We start from the raw sequence: 18,997 nt of genomic DNA, 5'->3' as shown, positions 1-18,997 counted from the left end.
TTTGCTGGGGCTTTTTCAGGCGTTTTCGCTACGATGCGCACAGATCGATGAAGCAATCAGACGCGGCGACGACGCCCGCGTCAATCGCCTCGATTATTCCATTGTCATGCTTATCGATGCCATCGTCGCCTACAAGGCAAACGATCCGCTTGAAGTTCACATGCAGCTACAATTTGTAAGCTGCCTTATCGATCAGTATGCCGACGATAGCGACACGGTTCGTGAATACGTCACGCTGCTCTCGAATTTGATGGAGCAGTATTTCGCAAGCCCTGTGCCGCGCTGGCAGATGCCTGCGCGCGATGGGCAGCCGGCGGCGCAACCTGATGGCTACGTGCCGAATACGGACAACGGCAATTTTCTTAACGCGGCGATCCTTGAGGGACTGCCGGATCGCGTGGCGGTGCTGACGAAGGACTATCGCTACCTCTATTCGAACACGGCGAATTCGGCATATCTCGGCAAGAAGCCGATCGAGATGATCGGTCGTCACATTATCGAATTTATCGGGGAAGCGCGCTTTACCGACGGTGCGAAGGCCCGGTTGGACGATTGCTTTGCAGGACAGTCGGTCGCATACTCCTATGATCGCAACGACGGCGCAACCGTCCACCAGGTCCGCTGCCGGATGTCGCCATTGCGCGACGCCTCCGGAAACGTTTTCGGTGCCCTGATCATGCTGGAAGATATCGGGACGCGCCAGGCGACGCTCGCGGCCTGATCAGGCCTTCGTCCAGACAGCCAGTTCATAGCCGTCGGGGTCGCTGAAGTGGAAGCGACGCCCGCCTGGGAAAGCCGTAATCGGCTGGACAATCTTGCCGCCGGCCCTTTCGACGGCCTGCTGCGCGGCCTCCAGATCATCGGCGTAGAGGATCACCAACGGTCCACCTGGACGGGGAGCCGCGAGGTTGGTAAAGCCGCCCTTCAGCCGCCCATCGTCGAATTCGCAGTAATTGGGGCCGTAATCGGTGAAGCTCCAGCCGAACGCGCTGCCGTAGAAAGCCTTGGCGGCCTCGATGCTGCTGACGTTGAACTCGACATAGTCGATCCTGAGATCGTTGTTGGATGTCGCCATTACCTATTGCTCCATCAGTATTTTCAGCGTTTCCAGATCGCGCGCCACATGAGCACCATCGGCCTCGAATTGTTCATCGGTCATGCCCGGCAAGCGCAGCAACGTGAATATGATCTCGCATCCGGTATCGTTGGGCACGATCCGCAACGCATTATAGACCCGCAATCCGCTCTCGATCGTCACCGTGTGATCGATGACACCGAATTCGTTGTGGGGCACGAAGCTCACCTTCACGGTGCCGAGCACACCGTGCGCGAGCCAATCGTCTCCATCACGCTCTAGGCCGGATGCGAGGCCGGATGCCCAGAGCGGCATGTTTTCGGGTGCCGCGGCAAAAGCATAGACGTCACGCCACGGCCGATCGATGGAGCGGTGGACGATTCTTGCGGGCATTGTGGCCATGGCGGTCCTCGTTTGATCTGGCGATGTCGGAAGGAAATGCTGCCGTGCTCACTGGCGTCCCACGCGTTTCGCAGCAATCTGCGGATCTCCTCCCGATCCGGTTGTGAACAATACAGCGCAATTCGAATTGGGCGCAATGCGCAGCCAATTCGAAGGCGAATCGAACTTGCCGTTTTGGCGAGACAGTGCCACAACACCGGTCCAAAATGACTCATCGGAGGTTTATCGTGGAAAAGGCAGAAATCGGGCTGATCGGCCTTGCGGTCATGGGTTCCAACCTGGCGCTCAACATCGCGGAAAAAGGGAATAAGATCGCGGTATTCAACCGTACTCCTGAGAAAACGGATGAGTTCTACGAAAGTGCGGGCGATCTGAAGAAGCAGATCATTCCGTGCAAGACGATCGAGGAGTTCGTCGAGGCGATCCGCCCGCCGCGCCCGATCATCATCATGATCAAGGCCGGTGAAGCCGTCGATCAGCAGATGGAGCTCCTGCGTCCTTATCTGTCCAAGGGCGACATCATGATCGATGCCGGTAACGCCAACTTCCGCGACACGATCGCCCGCTTCGACCGGCTGAAGAACACCGAACTGACCTTCATCGGCATGGGTGTGTCCGGCGGTGAGGAAGGTGCGCGTCACGGCCCGTCGATCATGGTGGGCGGTACCGAAGACAGCTGGAAGCGCGTCGAGCCGGTGCTGACCTCGATCGCCGCCAAGTACAAGGGTGACCCGTGCGTTGCCTGGCTTGGCAATGACGGCGCCGGCCACTTCGTCAAGACGATCCACAACGGCATCGAATATGCCGACATGCAGATGATCGCCGAAATCTATGGCATCCTGCGTGATGGTCTCGGCAAGAGCGCCAAGGACATCTCCGGCATCTTCGGCGACTGGAACAGGGGTCACCTGAACTCCTACCTGATCGAGATCTCCGAGAAGGTTCTGGCTGCAACGGATCCGATCTCCGGCGGCGCGATGGTCGACATGATCCTCGACAAGGCCGGCCAGAAGGGCACCGGCAAGTGGTCGGCGATCGAAGCGCAGAACATGGGCATTCCGGCAACCGCGATTGAAGCGGCGGTTGCCGCCCGCAGCCTGTCGTCGATGAAGACCGAGCGTGAAGCCGCCGAAAAGATCTTCGGCAAGCCCGAATACAAGTTCCCGATCGCCTACGGTCCGGAGCTGGTAAAGGATCTGGAACTGGCGCTGTTCGCCGCCAAGATCGGTGCCTACGCACAGGGCTTCGCGGTGATGGCGGAAGCCTCGCGCGAGTTCAACTGGTCGCTGCCGATGCCTGTCATCGCCAAGATCTGGCGCGATGGCTGCATCATCCGTTCGCAGTTCCTCGATGAGATCACCTCGGCCTTCACGAAGGCGCCTGACGTTGCGAACCTGATCGTGACGCCGGCCTTCTCGGACATGGTCAAGGAATCGCTGCCGGCGCTGCGTCGCGTCGTCGGCGCTGCGCTTCAGGCCGGCCTGCCGGTTCCGGCGCTCACCTCGGCGCTGACGTACTTCGACGCCTACCGCCAGGGCCGCGGTACTGCCAACCTGATCCAGGCGCAGCGCGACTTCTTCGGCGCGCACGGCTTCGACCGCCTCGACGGCAAAGACTTCCACCACGGCCCATGGGGCAGCGGTGCGGCGACCTTCTAAGGTTGGCGCTTTGAACGAATTAAATAAGCCGGGCCCTTGGGTCCGGCTTATTTGTTTGCGGTGAGTGTCATACTTGCTGGCGTTTAGAACTGAATGTCGGCTGCGGGACGGACGAGGATTCTAGCTTTCCCAGCGTCGAAGTCGTCGAGCGTTTCATTGTGGTGTGCGACGATGTCCGCGAAATCAAGCGTTCCTGAGTCAGCCGTGGTATGGCCATCGGCAACCAGCGTGACATCATATCCGAGTGAGACAGCACGTCTGACAGTCGTGTCGACGCAGAATTGCGTCATGCAGCCGCCGACGACCAGATGCGTCACGCCTTTCTCTGCAAGCCTGTCCGCAAGTTCGGTCTCGAAGAACGAATCCGAGCTTTTCTTGTGAACGACGGTGTCGCCATCGGTCGGGAAGAGTTCCGGCCGGATCGCCCAACCCTCCGTGCCAACCGCCAGCCGATGATCGGCAGCGCCATCGTGCTGAACGAGCAGCACCGGTGCCCTGCAGCGTTGGGCGTCAGCGCGCAGGGACTGCAGTCGGGAAATTGTTTCATCAAGTGCTGCATCGATGATGGGCTGGCGCTCAGGCGAGCCCTTTCCCGACAGAATGGCATTCTGTACGTCGATGATCAGCAACGCCTTCGTCATGGTCCTGCGGTTCCGCTTTGGTCGCTCAAGTCACTGTACGGTGAACTGAGCGTTGGTTTCACTGGCCTTTCCGCGACCAGACGGGTTGGCTGATGCTCTGCAGCAGTTCCGGTTCGATGCCGTCGATGCGGGCGATAACGGCCTTCGCCATTTCGCGACCGGCGTGCCGGACGTCTTCGTAGGCCGTTATGATCTCGGGACGGATCCAGTTGAGGATCGGCGCTGACTCCTTGGAGACCATGTCGACATCGCGCCCCAGATGTTTTCCGGCGGCCTCGATGCCGGCATTGACGGCGATGGCCGCGCTACCGGCGGAGCAGACGATACCGTCAGGCGCATTTGGGGCGCGCATCATTACTTCGACGGCGTTGCGGATTTCTTCGAGCGTATTGTCGATCGTGACGCGCAGCGGCACTTCTTCGGCGCCGTAGTCATGCAGTCCTGTCTGAAAGCCGATGCGCATATGCGTGTAATAGGTCAGCTTGCTTGGCGGCTGGAGAAGGGCGATGCGCTTGCGTCCGCGCCCGACCAGCTTCTCGACGGCCTGATGGGCGAAAGCCTCGTTGTCGAAATCGTGGAAGGGGTGGGTGAGCCCGGCATCGGTGCGCCCGTGCGTGGCAAAGGGCATGTTGTGTTCGGCCAGCAGGCGGACGCGCGGGTCGTCGGGCTCTATGCGTGAGATGATGACGCCGTCAGCCGATCCCGTTTCCAGGATGTATCGCACCGGCAGCATCGGATCCTTGCTGTGGGAATGCGGCGTCACGACGATGTGGTAAGGCGTGCCGGTCAGCACTTCCGAGATGCCGAACACCATTTGGCTGCTGAAGCCCATGATCTCTTCGTCGATGCTGAGGACGAGGGCGATGACATTCGTCTTGCCGGTGCGAAGGCGCACGCCGGCGCGGTTCGGCTGGTAGCCAAGCTGGCGGGCGACCATCCGCACGCGTTCCTTGGTTTCGGCGCCGATATCGGGGGCATCCTTCAAGGCGCGGGAAACTGTAGTGACACCGAGCCCGGTCATGAAGGCAATCGTTTTCAGTGTCGGCCGTTCCCGAGTGACCTCGGAGGTAGTTCCTCCAAAATTTGCTTTGTTTTCCATGCCTCTAGGCCGTCCTGCGCGATTTGGTCCCGCTTATAGTGTCTTTTGGAAGCGCTGTAAGCCCAAAGAACGCAAAAGCGGCTCCTCCCCCAAGACGCAAAATCTGTAACGATACAGTAGAAATGTCGAGCGGTTTTTTCTTGCAGGCACCGACAGTGCTCTCAATGGTTGAAATCGTCGTCTTTGCTCGGATTTTTTGCGCTTGCGAACCGATTTTTTGGGATATGTGTTGAAGCATCTGAAAAAATATAAACAAAAGCAATGTTATATACGAATTGTGCGCGCGCTCAGTCGGTTGCCTGCGGAAGATGCTGTCTGTCCAAAATGAGTGCTTTTCGACAGGCATTGGTAGCAAATCACAGTCATCGAGAAAATTTTCGAGGGTGGCTGTTGCGCCCAAATATCGATTGAACTAAGTTTTTCCGGCAACGTTTCAGTGAGGGAGGAGAACTCATGAATTTTCGTTTGATGGCGGCTGCGCTCGCCGCTTCCGTCGTGCTGCCGCTCGGTGCGGCTAACGCGACCGATCTTGAAGTCACGCATTGGTGGACGTCCGGTGGCGAAGCCGCTGCCGTGGCTGAACTCGCCAAGGCATTCGACGCGACCGGCAACCACTGGGTTGACGGCGCTATCGCCGGTTCCGGCGGCACCGCGCGTCCGATCATGGTCAGCCGCATCACCGGTGGCGACCCGATGGGCGCTACGCAGTTCAACCATGGCCGTCAGGCTGAAGAACTTGTTCAGGCCGGCCTGATGCGCGACCTGACCGATGTCGCCACCGCCGAGCACTGGAAGGACATCATTCGTCCGGCAAGCCTGCTCGACAGCTGCACGATCGACGGCAAGATCTATTGCGCTCCCGTGAACATCCACTCCTGGCAGTGGCTGTGGCTTTCGAACGCTGCCTTCAAGAAGGCCGGCGTCGAAGTGCCGAAGAACTGGGATGAGTTCGTCGCTGCCGCACCGGCACTCGAAAAGGCCGGCATCGTGCCGCTCGCCGTCGGTGGTCAGCCGTGGCAGGCAACAGGCGCGTTCGACGTGCTGTTGGTCGCAATCGCCGGCAAGGATACCTTCTACAAGGTGTTCAAGGACAAGGATGCCGACGTAGCTGCTGGTCCCGAGATCGCTAAGGTCTTCAAGGCTGCAGACGACGCCCGCAAGATGTCGAAGGGCAGCAATGTCCAGGATTGGAACCAGGCAACCAATCTGGTCATCACCGGCAAGGCCGGCGGCCAGATCATGGGTGACTGGGCACAGGGCGAATTCGCGCTGGCCGGCCAGAAGGCTGGCACCGACTACACCTGCCTTCCGGGCCTCGGCGTGAACGAGATCATCTCTACCGGTGGTGATGCCTTCTACTTCCCGAAGCTCAAGGATGAAGCAAAGTCGAAGGCGCAGGACGTTCTCGCCAAGACGCTGCTCGACCCCACGACCCAGGTTGCCTTCAACCTGAAGAAGGGCTCGCTGCCGGTTCGCGGCGACGTTGACCTCGCAGCCGCCAACGACTGCATGAAGAAGGGTCTCGAGATCCTGAAGAAGGGCAACGTGATCGAAGGCACCGACCAGTTGCTTTCGGCCGACAGCCAGAAGCAGAAGGAAGACCTCTTCTCGGAGTTCTTCGCCAATCCGTCGATGACGCCTGAAGCTGCCCAGAAGCGCTTCGCTGAAATCATCGGCTCTGCCGACTGATCGTCGCATTCCGATACTGTTGCGATCCGGCTCCGTTTCGACGGAGCCGGATTTGCCTGGAACTCGCTGAGTGACCCGGCTGCGGCAGTGATCGAGACTGAAATGGCCGATGAGGCATTCAGTCTCCAGACGGGAGTGAAGAGAGGAGCTGGCCAGAGACGGTCCGCGCTCTGGATCACCTAGGACTTGCGATTCAGGAGGAGTCACAATGACGGGTCAAGCGAAAGCAGGCCGGCCAAACCAGTTACTGCGCAATCTGAACTCGAAGATTGCGTCGATCCCCATGATCCTGACCGCCGTGGTCATCTTTCTCGGCGGCACGGTGTGGACGGTGTTCTACTCATTCACCAACTCGAAGCTCCTTCCACGGTTGAGCTTCGTCGGTTTCGACCAGTACAAGCGCCTCTGGGCTGCACCACGCTGGATCGTCTCCATCGAGAATCTTGCCGTCTACGGCGTTCTCTCCCTCATCTTCAGCCTCGTCATCGGCTTCACGCTGGCCGCCCTGATGGATCAGAAGATCCGGTTCGAGAATGCGTTCCGGACGATCTTCCTCTATCCCTTCGCGCTGTCCTTCATCGTTACCGGCCTCGTGTGGCAATGGGTGCTCAATCCCGAGTTCGGCGTGCAGTCGGTGGTGCGTTCGCTCGGCTGGACGAGCTTTACCTTCGACCCGCTCTATACGCCGAGCATTGTCATCTACGGCGTGTTGATCGCAGCACTCTGGCAGGGAACAGGCCTCGTTATGTGCCTGATGCTCGCCGGCCTGCGCGGGATCGACGAAGACATCTGGAAGGCCTCGCGCGTCGACGGCATTCCGATGTGGAAGACCTATCTCTTCATTGTCATCCCCATGATGCGTCCCGTCTTCATCACCACGCTCGTCATCATCGCGTCCGGTATCGTCAAGGTCTACGACCTCGTGGTGGCGCAGACGTCGGGTGGACCGGGCATCTCGTCGGAAGTGCCGGCCAAGTATGTCTACGACTACATGTTCCAGGCGCAGAACCTGGGGCAGGGCTTCGCCGCCTCGACCATGATGCTAATCACGGTCGCGATCATCATCATTCCATGGGCTTATCTGGAATTCGGGGGAGGGCGTAAACGTGCCTGATACCATCGCTCTCAATACCGCCGAGGTCGCACTGGCACCGGTCAAGTCCTTCGACGGACCGAACGGCAAGAAGCCGAAGCGGGTGCTCTCGCCGCGCAACATCATGCTCTACGGCACGCTGTTCGTCGCCGCCGCCTACTACCTGCTGCCGCTCTACGTGATGATCGTCACGTCGCTGAAGGGGATGCCCGAGATTCGTATGGGCAACATCTTCTCGCCGCCGATGGAGATCACCTTCGAACCGTGGGTGAAGGCCTGGGCGACGGCCTGCACCGGCTTGAACTGCGACGGTCTTTCGCGCGGTTTCTGGAATTCGGTGCGCATCACCGTACCATCCGTCATCGCGTCGATCGCCATTGCCTCCGTCAACGGCTATGCGCTGGCCAACTGGCGCTTCAAGGGCTCGGAACTGTTCTTCTCGATCCTCGTGATAGGGGCGTTCATTCCCTACCAGGTGATGATCTATCCGATCGTCATCGTGCTGCGCGAACTCGGTATCTACGGAACGCTGACCGGGCTGATCATCGTGCACTCGATCTTCGGCATGCCGATCCTGACGCTGCTCTTCCGCAACTACTTCGCGTCGCTGCCGCAGGAGCTGTTCAAGGCTGCGCGTATCGACGGGGCAGGGTTCTGGCAGATCTTCCTGAAGATCATGGTGCCGATGTCGCTGCCGATCTTCGTCGTCGCCATGATCCTGCAGGTCACCGGCATCTGGAACGACTTCCTGTTCGGCGTGGTCTTCACGCGGCCGGAATATTATCCGATGACCGTGCAGCTCAACAACATCGTCAATTCCGTCCAGGGCGTGAAGGAATACAACGTCAACATGGCCGCAACGATCCTCACGGGTCTGGTGCCGCTCGTTGTCTACTTCGTGTCGGGGCGTCTGTTCGTCCGTGGCATCGCCGCCGGCGCAGTGAAAGGCTGATCCATGAATTCGAGCGTATCCATCAAAGACCTTTCGCTGAACTTCGGTTCTGTCAGCGTTCTCAAGGATCTCAATCTCGAGATCAATGACGGCGAGTTCCTGGTGCTGCTCGGCTCTTCCGGCTGCGGCAAGTCGACCCTGCTCAACTGCATCGCCGGCCTACTCGATATCAGCGAGGGTCAGATCCACATCAAGGGCAAGAACGTCACCTGGGAAGAGCCCAAGGACCGCGGCATCGGCATGGTGTTCCAGTCCTACGCGCTCTACCCGCAGATGACAGTCGAGAAGAACCTGTCCTTCGGCCTGCAGGTCGCCAAGATCCCGCAACAGGAGATCGACAAGCGCGTGGCCCGCGCCTCGGAGATCCTGCAGATCCAGCCACTCCTGAAGCGCAAGCCGGCCGAGCTTTCCGGCGGTCAGCGGCAGCGTGTAGCGATCGGCCGTGCGCTGGTGCGCGATGTCGATGTGTTCCTGTTCGACGAGCCGCTGTCGAACCTCGACGCCAAGCTGCGTTCGGAGCTGCGCGTCGAGATCAAGCGTCTGCACCAGTCGCTGAAGAACACGATGATCTACGTCACCCATGACCAGATCGAGGCGCTGACGCTTGCCGACCGCATCGCGATCATGAAGAACGGCATCATCCAGCAGCTCGCCGATCCGACGACGATCTACAACAAGCCGCGCAATCTCTTCGTCGCCGGCTTCATCGGCTCGCCGTCGATGAACTTCCTGCGCGGCGAGATCGCCAAGCGGGGCGATGCCACCGTGTTCACCGCCAACGGCGTCGATTTCAACGTCGATGCCTATGAGGCGAGCGGGCCGCTGCAGGCGGGCCGCAAGGTGACGCTCGGCGTGCGGCCGGAGCATATCAAGGTCAACGAGAACCTTGGCGCTGAGGTCCACGATGCCACCGTCGACATCGAGGAGCCAATGGGCGCCGACAACCTGCTCTGGCTGAAGCATGCCGGGCATACGATGTCGGTGCGCATCAACGGCGCCCGCCGCTTCAGCCCAGGCTCGCAGGTCAAGCTCGGCTTCGACATGTCGCTGGCGTCGATCTTCGATGCCGAGACGGAACTGCGCCTCTAGACACTACGCTGCGGGCGGGGCCGCAAAAGCTCCGCCCGTTCTTCCAATCGGCCTTATCGGCCAACCACATTCGGTCGCAGCCCGGTGACGGGTTCTCCCAAGAGCGGCCTGATCGGACAGTGCTATGACATCCTTGCCCACCAACGGGTTCAACCTCGACCTCTCAGGCTCGTGGAAGCTCACCTCCACGGATGGTGAAATCACCGCGCCGATCACGCTTCCCGGCGACGTGCATTCGGCGCTCCATGCCGCCAAGCTCATCCCCGATCCCTATTTCGGCCGCAACGAAGAGGTCGTGCAGTGGGTGGCGCATCGCGACTGGTCGATCGAGCGCAGCTTCACGGTGGCGGAGCCGGACGGCGACTGGTATCTCGATATCGATTATCTCGACACGGTGGCCGCCGTCTTCATCAACGGCTCGCCGGCGCTCGTCGCCGACAACAGCTTCCGGCGCTATCGGCCGGATGTCAGCAGCCATCTGAAATCCGGCGAGAACGTCATCCGCATCGTGCTGCATTCGAGCATCGCGGCGGGGGCGGACCGGCAGGGCAAGCAGCCCTTCTACATTCCTTATTCGACCGGTAACTCGCCGATCCCCAACGGCAACATGCTGCGCAAGCCGCAGTGCCATTTCGGCTGGGACTGGAACATCGCGATCGCGCCGCTCGGTCTTTACGGCACGATCGCGCTGCGCCGTCTCGACACCGCGCGCATCGAGCATGTGACGACGCAGCAGGTGCATAATCTCGACGGTTCCGTCGATCTGAAGGTCACGGCGACGCTGTTCTCCACGAACCCCGGCATCGTTCCCGTGCATTTCTCGCTCGATGGAGAGCGGGTGCGGCTCGATGTCGGCGTCAGCGCGGGCGAGACTGTCGTCAATCATGTGCTCGAGATCGACAAGCCGCGTCTCTGGTGGCCGTCGGGCAGCGGCGAGCAGGCGCTTTATGCGCTGACCGTCGATCTGCCTTCCGATGCCGTCACCAAGCAGATCGGTCTTCGCACGGTCGAGCTCATCACCACGCCGGACGCTGCCGGCGCCCGTTTCGCGCTGAAGGTCAATGGTCGCGAGATATTCTGCCGCGGCGCCAACTGGATCCCGGCCGACGCACTGTTTTCGCTGTCGTCGCCTGACAAGACCGAGGACCTGTTGCAATCGGCCAAGTCCGCCAACATGAACATGATCCGCGTCTGGGGCGGCGGCTTTTATGAGCATGATCATTTCTACGATCTGTGCGACCGGCTCGGCCTGATGGTCTGGCAGGACTTCATGTTCGCCTGCAATCTTTATCCCTCGACCGAAGACTTCCTCGACAACGTTTCGCTCGAGGTCGACTATCAGGTCCGCCGCCTGAACTCGCATCCGTCGATCGCGCTCTGGTGCGGCGATAACGAGCTGGTGGGCGCGCTCACATGGTTCGAGGAATCGCGCAAGGACCGCGACCGCTATCTCGTCTCCTACGACCGCCTCAACCGGGTGATCGAACAGGCGATGAAGAAGGCGGCGCCGGATGCGATCTGGTGGCCATCGAGCCCGGCGTCGGGCTATCTCGATTTCGGAGACGCCTGGCATGCCGATGGCTCCGGCGACATGCACTACTGGTCGGTCTGGCACGAGAACAAGTCCTTCGACAATTACCGTTCGGTTCGCCCGCGCTTCTGCTCGGAGTTCGGCTTCCAGTCCTATACCTCGTTGCCCGTCATCAAGACTTATGCCGAGGCCAAGGACATGAACGTCGCGTCGCCGGTCATGGAGCTGCATCAGAAGAACGCCGGCGGCAACGAGCGTATCGCCGGCACGATGTTCCGCTATTTCCGCTTCCCGAAGGATTTCCCGAATTTCGTCTACCTCAGCCAGATCCAGCAGGGTCTCGCGATCAAGACGGCGGTGGAATACTGGCGGTCGCTGAAGCCGCATTGCATGGGCACGATCTACTGGCAGCTGAACGACACATGGCCCGTGGCATCGTGGTCTAGCCTCGATTACGGCGGTCGCTGGAAGGCGATGCATTATCTCGTCAAACGCTTCTTCCAGCCGGTCGCGGTTGCCGCCATCCCATCGGACGACGGCAAGCAGATCCGCTTCTCGCTCGTCAACGATACGTTTGCCGAGGTTAGCGTCGATCTGTCGATCTCGATCCTGGACATGATGGGCGCGCGCAAGCATCTCAAGGACGTGCAGGCAGTCTGCACGCCGGATGCCGCTGTGACGGCTGCCAGCATCGATGTTTCCGACATTCCTGCAGGCACGCTGCTCGCCTGGCGCTTCACGGCATCGAACGGCATGGGCGGCGAGGGGCACTACGTGCACGGCACCTACAAGGCGCTGGAGCTCGAACCTGCGGGCCTGATGGTCACCCACGAATATGTCGAGGAAGACGGCTCTGTCTGCCTCAATGTCACTGCCAAGGGACTTGCGCTCTTCGTGATGATTGAGACCGACACCGACGGCAAGTATTCCGACAATGCCTTCGATCTGGCGGCGGGCGAGACGCGCCGCATCACCTTCACCCCGGCCACGCCGCTTGCTGGTGGCGCCTTGCCGGACTTCCGTTTCTACGACCTGCAGTCCTGTCAGTCCGTGGATTGATCCTGATTAAATGAATGGGCACGAGGCCCGAGGAGGATATTATGACGAAACTGAGTTTCCAGCTTTATAGCGCCCGCAACTTCCAGCCCTATTCGGCGATCTTCGAAAAGCTCGGCAAGGCCGGCTATCAGGAAGTCGAAGGCTTCGGCGGCATCTATGCCGATCTCGACGATGCCGGTCTGAAGGGCCTGCGCGCCGAACTCGACAAGAACGGCCTCACGATGGCGAGCGGCCACTTCAGCCCCGATTTCCTCGACGGCGAAGTGCAGAAGTCGCTGAACATTGCCAAGATCCTCGGCATGGATTCCATCTATGCGCCGCATCTGGCTGCCGAACAGCGCCCGACCGATGGTGCCGGCTGGCTGGCATTCGGCAAGCGCCTGCAGGAAATGAGCAAGCCCTACAAGGATGCGGGCTACGAGTTCGGCTGGCACAACCACGATTTCGAGTTCGTGAAGCTTGCAGACGGTTCGCTTCCGATCGAGCGCATCTTCGAAGGCGCGCCTGACATTTCCTGGGAAGCGGACATCGCCTGGGTCGTTCGCGGCGGTGCAGATCCGTTCGCCTGGATCGAAAAGCTCGGCTCGCGCATCACCTCTGCTCACGTCAAGGACATCGCACCCGCAGGCGAGAACAAGAACGAGGATGGCTGGGCAGACGTCGGCCACGGCACGCTGCCTTGGGCAAAGCTCATCGCTGCTCTCAAGGGTACCAAGACCAAGCACTACGTCGTCGAGCATGACAATCCGGCCGATGTCGATCGCCTGATCACCCGCTCGATCGCATCCTTCAAGACCTACTGAGGCAAATCATGACCAAGGAACTTGGCGTCGGCATCATCGGATGCGGCAACATCTCCACCACCTACTTTTCGCTGGCCCCGCTGTTCAAGGGCCTCAAGGTCGTCGCCTGCGCCGACCTCAACATGCAGGCCGCCGAAGCCCGCGCCGCCGAATATGGCGTCAAGGCGCAGACGATCGAGGATCTGCTCACCAATGACGAGGTTGACGTCGTCGTCAACCTGACCATCCCGGATGCGCATTTCCCGGTTTCGAAGTCGATCCTTGAAGCCGGCAAGCACGTCTATTCGGAAAAGCCGCTGGTTCTCACCCTCGAGCAGGGTGAGGAACTGCGTCGCATCGCCAAGGAGAAGAACCTCTCCGTCGGTTGCGCGCCAGATACCTTCCTCGGTGGCGCACATCAGCTTGCCCGCAAGTTCATCGACGACGGCGGCATCGGCCGCGTTACCTCGGGTGCATGCTATGTCATGAGCCCAGGCATGGAGATGTGGCATCCGAACCCGGATTTCTTCTTCCTGCCCGGCGGGGGGCCGATCCTCGATCTCGGTCCTTACTACATCGCCAACCTGATCAACCTGATTGGACCGGTGAAGCGCGTCGGCGCCATGACCTCCATGGCGTCGCCGACCCGCACGATCACCAGCGAGCCGCGCAACGGCGAGGTGATCCCGGTGAAGACGCCGACGACGATCCAGGCGATCCTGGAATTCGTCAGCGGTGCGACCGTCACGCTGACGGCAAGCTGGGATGTCTGGTCTCACCGCCATGCCAACATGGAGCTCTACGGCACCGAGGGTTCGATCTACGTGCCCGATCCGAACTTCTTCGGTGGCGTCGTGGAGGCGAGCGGCAAGGATAAGGACATCAAGCCGCTCGAGGGTTGGGAGCACCCCTTCGGCATCAACAACCAGGAGAGCCAGCAGGGACCGCGCGCCAACTACCGCACAGCCGGTCTCGCCGACATGGCGATGGCGATCATCGAGGGCCGCGATGCCCGTTGCTCTCTCGATCGCACACTGCACGGCGTCGACGTCATGACGTCGATCCTGAAATCGGGCGAAGAGGGCCGCTTCATCGAGTTGACGACGACCTGCACGCAGCCGGCCGCACTTGGCATCGAAGAGGCGCAGGCGCTCTTGAAGTAAGTGCCTAAAGGTCTATGGTCCGGCGCGGGCGACGAGCCCGCGCCGTTTCTATACGAGGGATGAATACTATGAGCTGGCAACCGGCTTCCGACCGCTATTCGAAGATGAAATACAACCGCACGGGCCGTTCCGGCCTGAAGCTGCCGGCCGTTTCGCTCGGCCTTTGGCACAATTTCGGCGGCGACACGCCGCATGACCGCAAGATCGACATGTGCCGCACGGCCTTCGATCTCGGCATCACCCATTTCGACCTCGCCAACAATTACGGCCCGCCTCCGGGCAGCGCCGAGACCGCCTTCGGCGAGATCATGCGCACCGAATTTGCCGGCCTGCGCGACGAGCTGATCATCTCGTCCAAGGCCGGCTACGACATGTGGCCGGGTCCCTACGGCGAGTGGGGCAGCCGCAAGTATCTGATCGCCTCCTGCGATCAGAGCCTGAAGCGCATGGGCCTCGACTATGTCGATATCTTCTATTCGCACCGCTTCGATCCTGATACGCCGCTGGAAGAGACCTGTGGCGCGCTCGACCATATCGTGCGCTCCGGCCGCGCGCTCTATGTCGGCATCTCGTCCTACAACGCGCAGCGCACCCGCGAAGCCGCCGCCATCCTCAAGGATCTCGGCACGCCATGCCTGATCCACCAGCCGAGCTATTCCATGCTCAACCGCTGGGTCGAGGACGACAAGCTGCTCGATGCGCTCGATGAGGTCGGCATGGGCTCGATCGTGTTCTCGCCGCTGGCGCAGGGCATGCTGACGACGAAGTATCTCGGCGGCATTCCTGGCGACAGCCGTGCGGCCCAGAACCACTTCCTGAAGAAGGACTTCATCCGTCCTCAGATCATCGACAACATCCGCAAGCTCAACGAGATCGCGGAACGCCGCGGCCAGACGCTGGCGCAGATGGCAATTGCCTGGGTGCTGCGCGGCGACCGCGTGACCTCGGCGCTGATCGGCGCCAGCCGCTCGTCGCAGATCGTCGATTGCGTCAAGGCGCTCGACAATCTGGAGTTCACGGCTGAGGAGCTGAAGGAGATCGATGTCTACGCCCGCGAGGCTGACATCAATCTGTGGGCCAAGTCTGCAGAACGCGAATAAACCGAAGCGCCCGGAACAATCTTCCGGGCGTTTTTTGCTGAGTTTTGATGTACGTGCCGCAAGCCGTACTTCAGGGAGGAGATTTCACCGATGATCCGCAACCCGATCCTGCCGGGCTTCAACCCGGATCCATCCATCTGCCGCGTTGGGGACGATTACTACATCGCCACCTCGACCTTCGAATGGTATCCCGGCGTCCAGATCCATCATTCACGCGATCTCGTGAACTGGACGATGGTGCGGCGTCCGCTGGAGCGCCAGTCGCAGCTCGACATGCGCGGCAACCCTGATAGCTGCGGTGTCTGGGCGCCCTGTCTTTCCTATGCCGACGGGTTATTCTGGCTGGTTTATACCGACGTCAAGCGCTTCGACGGTAACTTCAAGGACGCGCACAACTACATCGTGACCTCGCCAAGCATTGAAGGCGAATGGTCTGAGCCCGTTTATGTGAATTCTTCCGGCTTCGACCCGTCGCTGTTCCATGACGACGACGGCCGCAAGTGGTTCCTGAACATGCAGTGGAACCACCGGACCGAGAGCTTTGGTGGTGCGCCGAAATCGCCTGCTTTCGACGGTATTCTCATGCAGGAGTGGGATGCGGCGACGAAGTCGTTGAAGGGGCCGATCAAGAACATCTTCGCTGGCAGTTCGCTCGGCCTTGTCGAAGGGCCGCATCTCTTCAAGCGCAACGGCCACTACTATCTGACGACCGCCGAGGGCGGCACCGGCTACGATCATGCGGTGACGATGGCGCGTTCACGTGACATCGGCGGTCCCTACGAGATGCACCCGAAGATGCACCTCATCACTTCCAAGGACAATCCGGAAGCGATCCTGCAGCGGGCAGGGCATGGGCAGTATGTAGAGACCCCGGACGGTCAGGTCTACCATACGCACCTTTGTGGTCGCCCCATGCCGCCGAAGCGCCGCTGTACGCTCGGCCGTGAAACCAGCCTGCAGAAATGCGTCTGGAAGGACGACGGCTGGCTCTATCTGGAAAACGGTACCACCGTTCCCGATGTCACCATTCCGGGACTGAACGGCGCGGTTCCTGTCGAGAGGCCCATCAGGACCGAATACAGCTTCGATGGCGGCAAGCTGCCGTCCGACTTCCAGTGGCTGCGTACGCCGAAGCCGGAGCGCATCTTCAACCTGACCGATCGCCAGGGTCATCTGAGGCTCATTGCCCGCGAAAGCGTTGGCTCGTGGTTCGAGCAATCGCTGGTCGCCCGGCGCCAGGAGCATCACAGTTTCCGGGCCGAAACGGTGGTGGAGTTCGATCCCGACACCTATCAGCAGGTGGCCGGCCTGACCCACTACTATAACCGGCACAAGTTCCACGCGGTTGCCGTGACCCTGCACGAAAAGCTGGGTCGGTGCGTCACGATCCTTTCCTGCAATGGCGATTATCCGCACAGCCGCCTTGACTTCCCGGCGGGTAGCGGCGTTGCGCTTCCTGCTGAGGGGCGCGTTCAGCTGTCCATGGAAATCCGTGACAATGATCTGCAGTTCTTCTGGCAGACGGAAGGCAAAGGGGCATGGCAACCGATCGGGCCGGTGCTGGATGCCGGTGTTGTCTCTGACGAGGGCGGACGCGGCGAGCATGGATCGTTTACCGGCGCATTTGCCGGCGTCTTTGCCTTCGATACCTCCGGCCGCGCAAAGACGGCTGATTTCGACTGGTTCAATTACGAGGAACTATGACTGACCGGCGACATCGCCTGGAATTGCAGGCGATGTCGCATCTTCTAATTTAATATTGTCTTTTAAGCATGTGTTTTCATTACGGAAGTTTAATCAAACTTTCAGTTTCGGTTCATCATTTCGGGGCTAGTTTCCGGACGTGTTCAACACGAGGAAACCCCAATGAAAAAGATCTTCGCCGTTCTCCTGTCCGCTTCGTTCCTGGCTGCACCGCTGGTCGCGGCGACTGAAGCCAGTGCCCAGGATCACCGGCGCCCTGTCGTCGTTGAGCGGGACGTCCACGTCACGAAGTACAAGTGGTCCCGCGGTCACCGCATGACGCCGGCAGAGCGGCGCCATGTGCAGGATGTTCGCGACTACCGCCGTTATCGCCTGTCGCCTCCGCCACATGGCTACCGCTGGGTGCGTGCCGATAACGACTATCTGCTGATCGGGATCAACAACGGTGTAATCTCCAACATCATCATCGGCCGCTGATCGGCGATCCGATATTGACGAGAAGGGCGGCTCCGTGCCGCCCTTTTTCATGCCTGACGTTCCTCCGTGTTGCGCGCCAGCCGCGCTGCCAGCTTGCCGAAGACGCCGGCGACCTGCTTGCGCTCTTCAATCTCGGGTGGCGCTGTCAGCCCCTCGATCGGCGGCAGCGGGTCGCATTCCTCGCAGACGCATTGATATTTCCTGATTGCCGGCGCCTTCATGCGGCCTGATCTCCCCAGCGGGCGAAGGGATCGGGCATGTCGCGCCACTTGTCCGGTGTGAAGTCCTCGGCGTTGATGAGACATGCGTCGAGCCGCTTGCGGATCCAGGCCTCGTCCATCGGGTCGGCGCCGATGAAGACGATCTCCTGGCGGCGGTCGCCCCAGACGGGGTGCAGGTAGGGTCCGATCGCGGTCATGAAGCGCGGATCGGTCGGCCAACGCTCGCGAGGCACCGCCGACCACCATGTGCCCATGCGGCTTGTGCGTAGGATGGCGCCGGCCTGGCTGACTTCGCCGACATGATGCGGCCGGGTGGCGAGCCAGAAGAAGCCCTTGGCGCGCACCACGCCCGGCCAGGCCGTGTCGAAGAAGCGCTGCAGCTTGGCCGGATCGAAGGGACGCTTCTCGCGATAGACGAAGGAGCAGATGCCGTATTCCTCGGTTTCCGGCACATGGTCGTTGAAGCCGTGCATCTCCTTGTACCAGAGCGGGTGTGTTTCGGCCTTGTCGATGTCGAACAGGCCAGTGCCGAGCACCTCCTGCGGTCGAACCTTGCCGAAGTCGGCCTCGATCAGCCGGGCATCCGGGTTCAGGCCGACGACGATCTGGCGGGCAGCCTGGAGCTGTTCACTGGTGGCGGTGCCGACCTTGTTGAGGATCACGACGTCGGCGAATTCGATCTGCTCGACCAGCAGATCGATCACCGTTCTGACATCGCCATCGCCGGCCGTCTCGCCGCGGTCGCCGAGGAAATCGGTCGAGGCGTAGTCTGCGAGCAGGCCGGCGGCGTCGACCACCGTAACCATGGTGTCGAGCTTGGCGACATCGGACAGGCTCATGCCGTCCTCGTCGCGGAACTCGAAGGTGGTGGCGACGGGGAGCGGCTCGGCGATACCCGTGGATTCGATCAGCAGGTAGTCGAAACGGTTCTGCTCGGCGAGCTGACGGACCTCCTTCAAGAGGTCGTCGCGCAGCGTGCAGCAGATGCAGCCGTTGGTCATCTCGACCAAAGCCTCATCCGTGCGCGAAAGGTTGGCGCCGCCATCGCGCACCAGTGCGGCGTCGATGTTGACCTCGCTCATGTCGTTGACGATGACGGCGACGCGCAGGCCATCGCGGTTCGCCAGTATGTGGTTCAGAAGCGTCGTCTTGCCGGCGCCGAGGAAGCCGGAGAGGACGGTGACCGGCAGTTTCCTGTTCATTGCAATCTCCAGTTAGTGTTATAATATTACATTGGTGGACCTGAAAAAGGCGGACTGTGT

The 18,997-nt window shown here is 60.6% G+C and carries 18 protein-coding genes; 12 read left to right on the top strand and 6 right to left on the bottom strand.

Annotation, left to right across the window (positions count from 1 at the left end; all coding sequences use genetic code 11):
- The first annotated feature begins 1 nt into the window (after position 1).
- Positions 2-721, top strand: a complete 720-nt coding sequence (locus A6U87_RS25025; protein ID WP_065694106.1) for a PAS domain-containing protein — start codon at positions 2-4, stop codon at positions 719-721.
- On the opposite strand, the gene A6U87_RS25020 is transcribed toward A6U87_RS25025, so the two are convergent.
- Positions 722-1,075 carry a VOC family protein gene (locus tag A6U87_RS25020; RefSeq protein ID WP_065694019.1) on the bottom strand — a complete coding sequence of 118 codons (354 nt, stop codon included), beginning with the start codon at positions 1,073-1,075 and terminating at the stop codon, positions 722-724. It lies immediately after the preceding gene.
- 3 nt (positions 1,076-1,078) lie between these two features.
- Positions 1,079-1,477 carry an SRPBCC family protein gene (locus A6U87_RS25015; RefSeq protein ID WP_065694018.1) on the bottom strand — a complete coding sequence of 133 codons (399 nt, stop codon included), beginning with the start codon at positions 1,475-1,477 and terminating at the stop codon, positions 1,079-1,081.
- Positions 1,478-1,683: 206 nt separating this feature from the next.
- Here A6U87_RS25015 and gndA point away from each other — a divergent pair, with 206 nt between their 5' ends.
- On the top strand, positions 1,684-3,135 hold the full coding sequence (gndA, locus tag A6U87_RS25010; RefSeq protein ID WP_198928758.1) for an NADP-dependent phosphogluconate dehydrogenase: 1,452 nt from the start codon (positions 1,684-1,686) through the stop codon (positions 3,133-3,135).
- An 83-nt stretch (positions 3,136-3,218) separates the two neighbouring features.
- On the opposite strand, the gene A6U87_RS25005 is transcribed toward gndA, so the two are convergent.
- On the bottom strand, positions 3,219-3,776 hold the full coding sequence (locus A6U87_RS25005) for a cysteine hydrolase family protein (RefSeq protein WP_065694016.1): 558 nt from the start codon (positions 3,774-3,776) through the stop codon (positions 3,219-3,221).
- Positions 3,777-3,834: 58 nt separating this feature from the next.
- On the bottom strand, positions 3,835-4,875 hold the full coding sequence (locus A6U87_RS25000) for a LacI family transcriptional regulator (protein WP_065694015.1): 1,041 nt from the start codon (positions 4,873-4,875) through the stop codon (positions 3,835-3,837).
- Between the two features lie 453 nt (positions 4,876-5,328).
- Between A6U87_RS25000 and A6U87_RS24990 the strand changes: the two genes are divergently transcribed.
- From A6U87_RS24990 to A6U87_RS24945, 10 genes are all read left to right on the top strand, one after another.
- The gene (locus tag A6U87_RS24990; protein WP_065694013.1) at positions 5,329-6,564 is read left to right on the top strand and encodes an ABC transporter substrate-binding protein; all 1,236 of its coding nucleotides are present in this window, start codon (positions 5,329-5,331) and stop codon (positions 6,562-6,564) included.
- A 208-nt stretch (positions 6,565-6,772) separates the two neighbouring features.
- Positions 6,773-7,678, top strand: coding sequence for a carbohydrate ABC transporter permease (locus A6U87_RS24985; RefSeq protein WP_065694012.1), 906 nt, complete (start codon positions 6,773-6,775; stop codon positions 7,676-7,678).
- Between the two features lie 4 nt (positions 7,679-7,682).
- Positions 7,683-8,609 carry a carbohydrate ABC transporter permease gene (locus A6U87_RS24980; RefSeq protein WP_065694105.1) on the top strand — a complete coding sequence of 309 codons (927 nt, stop codon included), beginning with the start codon at positions 7,683-7,685 and terminating at the stop codon, positions 8,607-8,609.
- A gap of 3 nt (positions 8,610-8,612) precedes the next feature.
- The gene (locus A6U87_RS24975; RefSeq protein ID WP_065694011.1) at positions 8,613-9,698 is read left to right on the top strand and encodes an ABC transporter ATP-binding protein; all 1,086 of its coding nucleotides are present in this window, start codon (positions 8,613-8,615) and stop codon (positions 9,696-9,698) included.
- A 124-nt stretch (positions 9,699-9,822) separates the two neighbouring features.
- The gene (locus tag A6U87_RS24970; protein ID WP_065694010.1) at positions 9,823-12,288 is read left to right on the top strand and encodes a glycoside hydrolase family 2 protein; all 2,466 of its coding nucleotides are present in this window, start codon (positions 9,823-9,825) and stop codon (positions 12,286-12,288) included.
- Positions 12,289-12,329: 41 nt separating this feature from the next.
- The gene (locus A6U87_RS24965; RefSeq protein ID WP_065694009.1) at positions 12,330-13,091 is read left to right on the top strand and encodes a sugar phosphate isomerase/epimerase; all 762 of its coding nucleotides are present in this window, start codon (positions 12,330-12,332) and stop codon (positions 13,089-13,091) included.
- 8 nt (positions 13,092-13,099) lie between these two features.
- A complete protein-coding gene (locus tag A6U87_RS24960) occupies positions 13,100-14,233 on the top strand; it encodes a Gfo/Idh/MocA family protein (RefSeq protein WP_065694008.1) in 1,134 nt (377 codons plus the stop codon).
- Between the two features lie 68 nt (positions 14,234-14,301).
- Entirely contained in the window at positions 14,302-15,333 is a 1,032-nt protein-coding gene (mgrA, locus tag A6U87_RS24955; protein ID WP_065694007.1) for an L-glyceraldehyde 3-phosphate reductase, read from the top strand.
- Positions 15,334-15,423: 90 nt separating this feature from the next.
- Complete coding sequence (locus tag A6U87_RS24950) at positions 15,424-17,037, top strand: glycoside hydrolase family 43 protein (RefSeq protein ID WP_065694006.1); 1,614 nt, start codon at positions 15,424-15,426, stop codon at positions 17,035-17,037.
- 162 nt (positions 17,038-17,199) lie between these two features.
- Complete coding sequence (locus A6U87_RS24945; RefSeq protein ID WP_065694005.1) at positions 17,200-17,514, top strand: RcnB family protein; 315 nt, start codon at positions 17,200-17,202, stop codon at positions 17,512-17,514.
- Positions 17,515-17,561: 47 nt separating this feature from the next.
- Here the strand turns inward: A6U87_RS24945 and A6U87_RS30245 are convergent, their stop codons facing one another.
- On the bottom strand, positions 17,562-17,735 hold the full coding sequence (locus A6U87_RS30245; protein ID WP_198928757.1) for a hypothetical protein: 174 nt from the start codon (positions 17,733-17,735) through the stop codon (positions 17,562-17,564).
- On the bottom strand, positions 17,732-18,937 hold the full coding sequence (locus tag A6U87_RS24940; RefSeq protein ID WP_065694004.1) for a GTP-binding protein: 1,206 nt from the start codon (positions 18,935-18,937) through the stop codon (positions 17,732-17,734). The genes A6U87_RS30245 and A6U87_RS24940 overlap by 4 nt, the downstream gene beginning before the upstream one ends.
- Between the last annotated feature and the right edge of the window lie 60 nt (positions 18,938-18,997).

The organism is Rhizobium sp. AC44/96, assembly GCF_001692185.1.
Taxonomy (GTDB): Bacteria; Pseudomonadota; Alphaproteobacteria; order Rhizobiales; family Rhizobiaceae; genus Rhizobium.
This window is presented reverse-complemented; position numbering and strand designations above follow the sequence as displayed.

What these genes read in the sequence shown, in the direction of transcription:
- gndA (WP_198928758.1), top strand. Translation starts at nt 1,684, where the DNA reads ATGACTCATCGGAGGTTTATCGTGGAAAAGGCAGAAATCGGGCTGATC.
- A6U87_RS25005 (WP_065694016.1), bottom strand. Translation starts at nt 3,776, where the DNA reads ATGACGAAGGCGTTGCTGATCATCGACGTACAGAATGCCATTCTGTCG.
- A6U87_RS24945 (WP_065694005.1), top strand. Translation starts at nt 17,200, where the DNA reads ATGAAAAAGATCTTCGCCGTTCTCCTGTCCGCTTCGTTCCTGGCTGCA.
- A6U87_RS24975 (WP_065694011.1), top strand. Translation starts at nt 8,613, where the DNA reads ATGAATTCGAGCGTATCCATCAAAGACCTTTCGCTGAACTTCGGTTCT.
- A6U87_RS24950 (WP_065694006.1), top strand. Translation starts at nt 15,424, where the DNA reads ATGATCCGCAACCCGATCCTGCCGGGCTTCAACCCGGATCCATCCATC.
- mgrA (WP_065694007.1), top strand. Translation starts at nt 14,302, where the DNA reads ATGAGCTGGCAACCGGCTTCCGACCGCTATTCGAAGATGAAATACAAC.
- A6U87_RS24965 (WP_065694009.1), top strand. Translation starts at nt 12,330, where the DNA reads ATGACGAAACTGAGTTTCCAGCTTTATAGCGCCCGCAACTTCCAGCCC.
- A6U87_RS24985 (WP_065694012.1), top strand. Translation starts at nt 6,773, where the DNA reads ATGACGGGTCAAGCGAAAGCAGGCCGGCCAAACCAGTTACTGCGCAAT.
- A6U87_RS25000 (WP_065694015.1), bottom strand. Translation starts at nt 4,875, where the DNA reads ATGGAAAACAAAGCAAATTTTGGAGGAACTACCTCCGAGGTCACTCGG.
- A6U87_RS25015 (WP_065694018.1), bottom strand. Translation starts at nt 1,477, where the DNA reads ATGGCCACAATGCCCGCAAGAATCGTCCACCGCTCCATCGATCGGCCG.
- A6U87_RS30245 (WP_198928757.1), bottom strand. Translation starts at nt 17,735, where the DNA reads ATGAAGGCGCCGGCAATCAGGAAATATCAATGCGTCTGCGAGGAATGC.
- A6U87_RS24960 (WP_065694008.1), top strand. Translation starts at nt 13,100, where the DNA reads ATGACCAAGGAACTTGGCGTCGGCATCATCGGATGCGGCAACATCTCC.
- A6U87_RS24940 (WP_065694004.1), bottom strand. Translation starts at nt 18,937, where the DNA reads ATGAACAGGAAACTGCCGGTCACCGTCCTCTCCGGCTTCCTCGGCGCC.
- A6U87_RS24970 (WP_065694010.1), top strand. Translation starts at nt 9,823, where the DNA reads ATGACATCCTTGCCCACCAACGGGTTCAACCTCGACCTCTCAGGCTCG.
- A6U87_RS25020 (WP_065694019.1), bottom strand. Translation starts at nt 1,075, where the DNA reads ATGGCGACATCCAACAACGATCTCAGGATCGACTATGTCGAGTTCAAC.
- A6U87_RS24990 (WP_065694013.1), top strand. Translation starts at nt 5,329, where the DNA reads ATGAATTTTCGTTTGATGGCGGCTGCGCTCGCCGCTTCCGTCGTGCTG.